This window comes from Pseudomonas sp. PS01299 (genome assembly GCF_029960145.1).
Lineage (GTDB): Bacteria > Pseudomonadota > Gammaproteobacteria > Pseudomonadales > Pseudomonadaceae > Aquipseudomonas > Aquipseudomonas putida_A.
The window spans coordinates 1-7733 of sequence record NZ_JASCPO010000255.1 but is presented as its reverse complement, the minus strand read 5'-3'; the positions used below and the strand labels follow the sequence as shown (position 1 = coordinate 7733).

Genomic DNA, 7733 nt, shown 5'->3' with positions numbered 1-7733 from the left:
TTGTACAAGGTCGGCCTGCACACGCCCAGCTTTTGAGCCAGGGCTTTCGCACTTTCTTTTCGCGTGCACAGCGCGATGACCGCTGCCTGCTTCACCGCTGGCGGCCGGGCTAACCCGTCTGATCGACTGACAACACGCGTATGCAACTCGGGGTGCATTTCGTAAATCCAGGCACGCAAAGAATCCCGCGCGGGGTAGCCCAACGCCTTGATGGTAGCGGCGATGTTGCGACCGTATTCGAGATAGTGCTCGACAGCCTTTTCCCTTTGGGCCGGTGAGTACTTCGACTTCGAGTTCTCGTAGCAACGCGGCAGGTCGAGGCATCGCTCATACTCTGCGTGCCAGCTCTTCAAAGAGTTCTTCGTCGGGTAGCCCAACTGACGAATAGTTGCCCCGGTTCGCTTGCCCAGTTTGATGTAGAGCTTGACCGCTCGGATACGGTCTTCGTATGAATACATGAACTACCTCCAGGTAGTCCAAGATTTCCGCCGCATCCCCGGTGGGTCAGTTTTCAATCAGCGCCAACACCCAGAGTTCATCATCTGGCAATGGCGGCGCTTACACTCAGCGTGGTTTGCCGGCATCTGTGGATTGGTAGTCGCAATATTGGATTGGCTCAGTGGCGGAATGTAATTCAGTAGTTGCTACGGCATTATCTCTCAGGTCATCGTATCCGATGTTGTCCTGCCCTGGCACGCACCAATTACGTGTTTCTTGGCGACCGTAGTGACATATTTTTTGGATATCCCTGGCGGGATTTTTGCCCCTTGACTGGCGGTAGGAGCCGCTGTCGGCGCGAATACCGCAGAGCTGTTCCAGCTGGCCGCGCAGCCAACTATCGCACTCTGTGTGGTGGGTTTTCTGGCTGCAGTCACTCAGTCTCCAATCATCTCCGCCACTATTGTGATGGAGATGATTTAAAGTCACATTATGGTGATCAGCCTCATCGCGCTAGCCTTGATTGCCAAGGCCGTGAGCTCAAGAATGGTGCATGAGTTGTACGAGCAATTGGCAGGGAGCGCTCTCCAGATCGGAGAGCCCAATTCCACGGCAAAGAATCCGGTCTGATGGGCTTTACTGGGGCATCGTGCTGCGTAACGTAAGTTAAAAGCCGCACCAGTAAAACGTATTTTTCATCCAAATCTAAAGCTTAAATTTGGCTACCAGCTGAGTGAAGGACACTGCAAGCCTCGATAGTTCGTGGCTCGAAGCATTGGTCTGATGTGCTCCTGTAGCAGTTTGAGCTGATAAGCTTTGAATGTTCACGAGATTACGGTCTACCTCACGAGCAACCTGTGCCTGCTCTTCCGAGGCACTTGCGATCACCAGATTCCGTTCTGTAATTGCAGCGACGCCTTCAGTGATCGATTCCAGCGCAACGCCTGCAGCCTGCGCCAACTGACGTGTGTTATCTGCCTTGCGCTGACTCTTACTCATGGTTTGTACTACTGAGGTAGCGCTTGTTTGCGCGGTATTAATCATCCCCTCAATTTCGACAGTGGAGGACTGGGTGCGATGAGCCAAGGCTCTCACCTCGTCAGCCACCACCGCAAAGCCGCGACCTTGCTCCCCAGCTCGAGCAGCTTCAATGGCGGCATTCAAGGCCAGCAGATTGGTTTGGTCAGCAATCGACCGAATCACCTCACGTACCTTGCTAATCTCTTTCGTCTGATGAGCCAACTCTTGAACTTGCGAGCTAGACGAATTTATTTCGCCAACCATGTCTTCAATTGCTAGAACTGCTTCTCCAACCTTGCTCTTACCAGCCATGGCATCTTGATTCGTGCGTTGCGATATTTCTGCTGTAGAAACAGCGTTGCGAGCGACTTCATCGACAGCTGCGGTCATCTCGTTGACAGCAGTGGCTGCCTGCTCGATTTCGCTGCTCTGCTGAGTGAGGCCTCGTGTGCTTTTGTCCGTTACGACGCTTAGCTCTTCTGCTGCCGATGCAAGCTGATCTGAAGCACTCGATATATTTTGGATTGTATTTCTAAGGCTAGCCTGCATTCCACCCAGGGAGGAAAGCAACTGACCGGTTTCGTCTTGGCCACCTGCGTCGATACGTTGTGTAAGATCACCGGCGGCAATGCGCTCTGCAGCCGCTACTGCGTAAGACAGGGGGCGCGTAATGAGGCGTGTGATTAGAAGACCCAAGCCTATTGCTAGAACGAAAGCAATTACCATACCCGCAATCAACGTGAGCTTAGAGCTCTGAATGAGTACATCACTCTCACGTTTCATATCGTCAGCTTGCTCAATATTAGATGCGATGATCCCCAACATTTCTTTTTCAGCGAAACCGTACTTACTACTTACATCTCCTGTCAGAAGCGACCTAGCTCCTGGCAAATCCCCCGACTTCAAGGTATTGGAGAACTGCTCGGCCGCTTTTATATAAGCAGGCCAATCCGTTTCGAATTTATCACCCAGCACTTTTTCGTCTTCACGTAGCGGGGTACTACGATAAATCGCGAATGAATTCTCTACAGTACGCTTACGATCAGATAATGATTTTTGAGTGGTTGCGAGTTCCGACTCACTTGCGTTACCAGCCTTTTGTGCCAGCAGTAGGTACAGATCTCTATTGTGATAAATTACTTGTTGAAGCGCCTCATTTACTTTGTTAATTGATGTTATATTATTGCCGAATATGGATGCGATTGTGTCGCCTAACCTGGCGTTACCGGTCATCCCAACGAACCCGATCGCGACAGTTATCAATGCGCAGACCAAAAATGATATCGACAGCTTTGCCGCAAGGCGTAGATTCAGGAACCAAATCATAGAGTTTTCTCTTCATAGTGGGAGATCTGGTTAACCTAGAGGCGTGCCATTGATCAGAAAATTTATCGGCTAATAGTTATTTTATTTAATATTATTTTGCTCCTGGTGCCTAACAGATAAAGTCATCTCTGCGTATCAATATTGAAAATATTGCCTTTAATAATAATTCGCATTTCGAGCTCTTAATGCTGTAGTTTGAAAGATGTATTCTAGAAACGCCACTGCCTAAAAACCTCTCATTGCACTCATCAAACATAACCGTGATTTAGATTTACTCTCAGTACCGTCTGATAGCTCGTAGAATTGCGAGTTGTCGGCAGTACAATGTCAAAAATTTATCAACACAGGTCGCGAAACTTTGGCTCACTATCTCTCTCCGCATACACCAATCAGGATGTATGGAGACGGCCCCCTGCCCCATCGTCTATTGATCGCATACAGTGCGCCCATAACCTCCCCGGTGGACTTAGATTTGGAGTTTAAAAAGAGATCATCGGTGTACTCACCCTTCTGGAAGAGGTTGACGAGAAGCAGTTCTGCTTTGTGTATTTAAACCAGATCTGAGAATACGATCCACGGCATCAACTGCAGCCGTCATCATTAGGCGGATATCGTTGTTAAAACAGAGTAAGTCGGAAGCGCTGAGTAACCTACGAAAGCGGAGCGCTCAAGCTAGCTATCAATTTCTCAAGCTTTCTAAATATCGGGCAACAGAGCAGATAGAGAATCTGCGTTCTAAATCTTATGATCCTCTGAGAAAGAGATCATGCATAGCTGGCCTAGTTAGCCGAACTACGCCTAGGCATCGGCATACTTCCCAAGATTGCAGCAGAGGCCTTTGCCCAAGAGCTAAAACTTCGCCAGGTACGCCTTGCCGATACTTGGGCTAGTCGACAGAATATGTCTGCTTCCGCGACGAAGAACTGCCGATTTTAGTTAAAGCGCTTGACCACTTGCTCGCCGAGCATCGAACGAAACCAAAACCTAATATCACGGAGTATATAGTCAAATTCGACTTTAAATTTACGCCGCCTTTTATAAGTAGCAAAACTCTTATGTGAAGTCTGCGCATTCATTCTGGTGAACTACCGATTGAACCGCTCAACCAACGAATATTGAATTTTGGCTGTCTGAGTCAATTCGCTGCTTAGCTCAGCCGAATGCCTTGCTTGCTCAGACGTCTGATCGGCCAGATCCACGATTGTGTTGATGTTGCGGCTGATTTCCTCGGCAACCGCAGTTTGCTCTTCAGTCGCGGCGGCAATCTGGGTGGTCATGTCAGTGATATTCTCTACGGCTTCACTGATACCCACCAGGGCTTTGTCCGCTTCAAGCACCCATGCCACACCTTCGTCGGCCCTGCGGTGTCCGCTCGCCATGATCTTTACGGCGTTGTTAGACGAGACCTGCAACTTTGAGATCAAGCTATGGATTTGTGCGGTTGATTCAGTTGTACGCTGGGCCAGTTGACGCACCTCATCGGCGACTACCGCAAAACCTCTGCCCATGTCGCCCGCCCGAGCGGCTTCAATGGCCGCGTTCAGCGCCAGCAAGTTTGTCTGATCGGCAATGCCTTTGATTACGTCGACCACTGTGCCAATTTCATTACTGTCCTTGGCTAATTGAGCGACTGTTAGCTCAGTTTCACCCACCACAGTCGAGAGCAACTGGATAGCTTCTCGGGTGTCTCGAGCCACCTCGCGTCCGCGCCCGGTGAGCACACTGGCTTCCTGGGTGGCGTCAGCAGTGCGTTGAACGTGGCTGGCGACTTCTTGCGTTGTGGCTGCCATCTGATTGACAGCGGCTGATACTTGCTCGGTCTCGACGCGCTGGCGTTCAAGTCCTCGGAAGCTGTCCGCAGCAAGGCTATCGGATCTGCCGGCCAACTCGTTCAATTGTTCAGCCGTGTCGTGCAATCGAGTGAGACAGGTCTTGAGTCGGGAAGCCTGGCTGACGAACGCAGTTTCAAGGCGCGCCTGAGGGCCGCGTTCGTCGCTGTACATCTTCGCCAGCAGCGAATCGGAGGTTGAAGCTTCCGACATTCCCAGCAGACGCAACGCCCCTTGATTTTGTCGATGCGACACTAGCAGGCCTATAGGTACTGATATTGCGACAGCTAGCATAATAGCTTCAGGAATGCCGAGCATCGCGCCACACAGCGTGCCTACTAAACCCATGACAACAGTCGGCAACGAAGCGAGCAGAGCCGGTTGCCATCTATCACGGTATGGTATGGCTGATTTCCCGAGACTGATGCGTTTGTACAGCGTTTCCGCCCGACGAATCTGTTCACCGGTCGGCTTCACCCTGACCGATTCGTAGCCAACAATCTGGACACCGTCGAAAATCGGGGTGACATAGGCATTGACCCAGTAGTGATCTCCGTTTTTCGAACGATTCTTGACGATGCCCATCCATGGCTTGCCTTGCTTTAGCGCGCCCCACATATGGGCGAATACGGCAGGAGGTACATCAGGGTGACGAACGATATTTTGGGGCGCGCCGATCAGGCCCGCTTCCTCGAAACCGCTTATATCGACGAACGCATCATTGCAGTAAGTTATGACACCTCGTACGTCCGTTGTGGAGATGAGTTTTTGCTGAAGCCCGAGAACAACCTCGCGCTGCGTGACCGGTTGATTGTTTCTCATCGGTATTGCTCCTATTCCTATAGGTAAAGCATCGGCCACAATGTGGAAAATGTTAGTCAGTAATGCGCACCGCACTCATTGCGTGTCGTAAAAAATGACAAGTCCGGCAACGCGAGTATTCACACCTCAATAAAATCATCGACTTAACTTACAGGTTGATTCAGCATGCAGGTCGGTATTGGGATGCTTCGCGGACTCGAAAATTCTGTGACGAAGATACGCACCACTGCGTCCGGGACTGATAGTCGAACATGGCAACGCCTGACCTCTCATCCAGGGTCGGTGCTGCGATAACACCACAGATAGGCCCGGTTGGTTTCTCCTTGCCGGGATCCATTTGCTGCACCGGGGTTTCTTCGGCATGCAAAATCAGGCGTTGATGCAGTAATTCAAGCAATCGATCGGCCAAGGGTTGCAGGGCAAAAACTCTAGCGGCCTAACCACTCCGACGAGGTTGAGCAGCCCAGAGTGACCCCGTCACGCTGGGCGATCTGCTCCAGCCGATACAGCGGCAAATGATCGAGATACTTGCTTATCAAGATCCAGGCAATCAAGCCGGGGGCCGGCCATACCACCGTCAATGGCAGCCGGAGCAACGTAGGCAGAGACAATACTTCGCACGTTCGACATCGAGGTGCTCGGTGATGTCTGCGTCTGCCTCCTCCCCCTCGTTATAAGTAAAATACTGAGAAAAGCGTGAGTAGGCTCTCAAGTTTTTAATGGGTGTGATTTTTTTGATTTCGCGCCAGGGCTTGTTATCAAATGATCGGATAGGCAGTGCTTCTTTCCTGCACGAAATCTGCAACGACACGCCGTTTCGCCGTAAGCGTCTGCAACACAAATCTTGCTCAATGTTCAGCGCGTGACTGGAAGAAGAAAATCTTAAGCGGCCAGCGAACAACCTTGCACAGATCAGACAAGCATCCATTGATGCGGCAACAGTTGGTCAATCTCGGTTGCTCGCGGCGTCTGCGTAAGCGGCCGGGGAACACGCCTTGCAGAGTTTAAGGCGAGCATCCACTCATGCGGCAGTAGCTAGCTTTGCGCTATCCTTCCGCGAAGGGCTGCGTTGGCACATGAAAGAACCGCCCAAGATCTATTTAGTGCTACGGAACCGTCTGTAGATCCAGAGTTTTAAGTGTGCATGGAGAGGATTGGAAAACTGTATGAGCATTTAGATATGCTGATGTGCGATCTAATCAGGTTGAGCAGGGGCTGATCACAATTTCCTGCCAGAATAGTGAGTGATGGAGACTGCATAGGAATGAACAACTCTACTAAAGAACTGCGCGGCGACATGAAAGAAGCAGCTGCCACCCTCAAGTGGGCAGGCGTGGATCTGTTCGGAGTAGCAGACCGCATGCTGGCCGAAGGCGATGAGCAAGGAGCCAACGCGCTGGTGAAGATAGCTCGCTCATTCCAGAAAGTTGAGGAGAAGCTAGAGGGGTGTCCCGAACAAACGACGTTGGGCCGAATAAATCCCGGTGCGGGAAATATCAGATGACCGCATGGCGAAATCAGAGCTTCAAAGGCAAGGTCGGTATTTTGGCGTGGCTGGGGTTTCTTCTGCTGATTTCCGGTGATTCAGAACCATGTGGGCTAGGCAGTGAATCTTCCAACCGTAAGCGGGTTTTCAGCCCTGGATTCATTGTGTTATGTATTTTCGTAGCTTTGATTGAGTTAATAGCGCTGAACCATTTTTTTGGTGTTCAAGGCATTAGTTGAGGCTGATAAGAATCGAGCTGGTACTAGAATGTTATGGTGCCCCCCTAAATGGCAATGGAAGCATCGAAGAATGGATTTCTGGAAGACCCTGGCAATCGTAGCCGTTGTGTCAATTAGCGCCCAAGCCTCCGCTGAAAACAAAGGCTCATATCAAAATTCGATGATGATGATAACAATGGCTCCAACCTTCCTTCTTTCAGGAACGACAGCGCTGACGATGCTGGCCACGAAAAATTTCAAGCCAGCCAAACCTGATGCACTGGCATTCATTGGCTCAGATGGCGAAATTCGTGGCGCGCAGTTTGAACAGGCGTCACGCTTCTACAGGGCGACTTACAGCTCTCCGCTGATGTCCGACCAGCAGCTTGCACAGGCGATAGCTGCGTCTTTCTAAGGCCGCATAGATCTCTGTAACTGCCTATCAGGCGATAGATCCCTTACCGTATTCGATCTAGGGGGGGGGGGGGGGGGGGGGGGGGGGGGGGGGGGGGGGGGGGGGGGGGGGGGGGGGGGGGGGGGGGGGGGGGGGGGGGGGGGGGGGGGGGGGGGGGGGGGGGGGGGGGGGGGGGGGGG

At 51.6% G+C, this 7733-nt stretch carries 6 protein-coding genes and 2 pseudogenes; 4 read left to right on the top strand and 4 right to left on the bottom strand.

The window, feature by feature from the left end; genetic code table 11:
* Positions 1–458 (bottom strand): transposase (locus QMX91_RS26875; protein ID WP_282413633.1); only part of this gene is annotated, 458 nt, incomplete at its 3' end.
* A 61-nt stretch (positions 459–519) separates the two neighbouring features.
* Between QMX91_RS26875 and QMX91_RS26870 the strand changes: the two are divergent.
* Positions 520–1068, top strand: a pseudogene (locus tag QMX91_RS26870) (chloride channel protein); the annotation flags it as partial.
* Between the two features lie 75 nt (positions 1069–1143).
* On the opposite strand, the gene QMX91_RS26865 reads toward QMX91_RS26870, so the two are convergent.
* From QMX91_RS26865 to QMX91_RS26855, 3 genes and pseudogenes are all read right to left on the bottom strand, one after another.
* Positions 1144–2784, bottom strand: a complete 1641-nt coding sequence (locus QMX91_RS26865) for a methyl-accepting chemotaxis protein (RefSeq protein ID WP_282411797.1) — start codon at positions 2782–2784, stop codon at positions 1144–1146.
* A 1085-nt stretch (positions 2785–3869) separates the two neighbouring features.
* A complete protein-coding gene (locus QMX91_RS26860) occupies positions 3870–5435 on the bottom strand; it encodes a PAS domain-containing methyl-accepting chemotaxis protein (RefSeq protein WP_282411798.1) in 1566 nt (521 codons plus the stop codon).
* A gap of 216 nt (positions 5436–5651) precedes the next feature.
* Positions 5652–5998, bottom strand: a pseudogene (locus QMX91_RS26855) (transposase); the annotation flags it as partial.
* A gap of 701 nt (positions 5999–6699) precedes the next feature.
* On the opposite strand from QMX91_RS26855, the gene QMX91_RS26850 reads away from it, so the two are divergent.
* The 3 genes from QMX91_RS26850 to QMX91_RS26840 all read left to right on the top strand — a co-directional run bounded on the left by QMX91_RS26850 (position 6700) and on the right by QMX91_RS26840 (position 7554).
* On the top strand, positions 6700–6939 hold the full coding sequence (locus tag QMX91_RS26850; protein WP_282411799.1) for a hypothetical protein: 240 nt from the start codon (positions 6700–6702) through the stop codon (positions 6937–6939).
* On the top strand, positions 6936–7160 hold the full coding sequence (locus tag QMX91_RS26845) for a hypothetical protein (RefSeq protein WP_282411800.1): 225 nt from the start codon (positions 6936–6938) through the stop codon (positions 7158–7160). The genes QMX91_RS26850 and QMX91_RS26845 overlap by 4 nt, the downstream gene beginning before the upstream one ends.
* Before the next feature lie 70 nt (positions 7161–7230).
* The gene (locus QMX91_RS26840) at positions 7231–7554 is read left to right on the top strand and encodes a DUF2388 domain-containing protein (protein WP_282411801.1); all 324 of its coding nucleotides are present in this window, start codon (positions 7231–7233) and stop codon (positions 7552–7554) included.
* Positions 7555–7733: the final 179 nt, after the last annotated feature.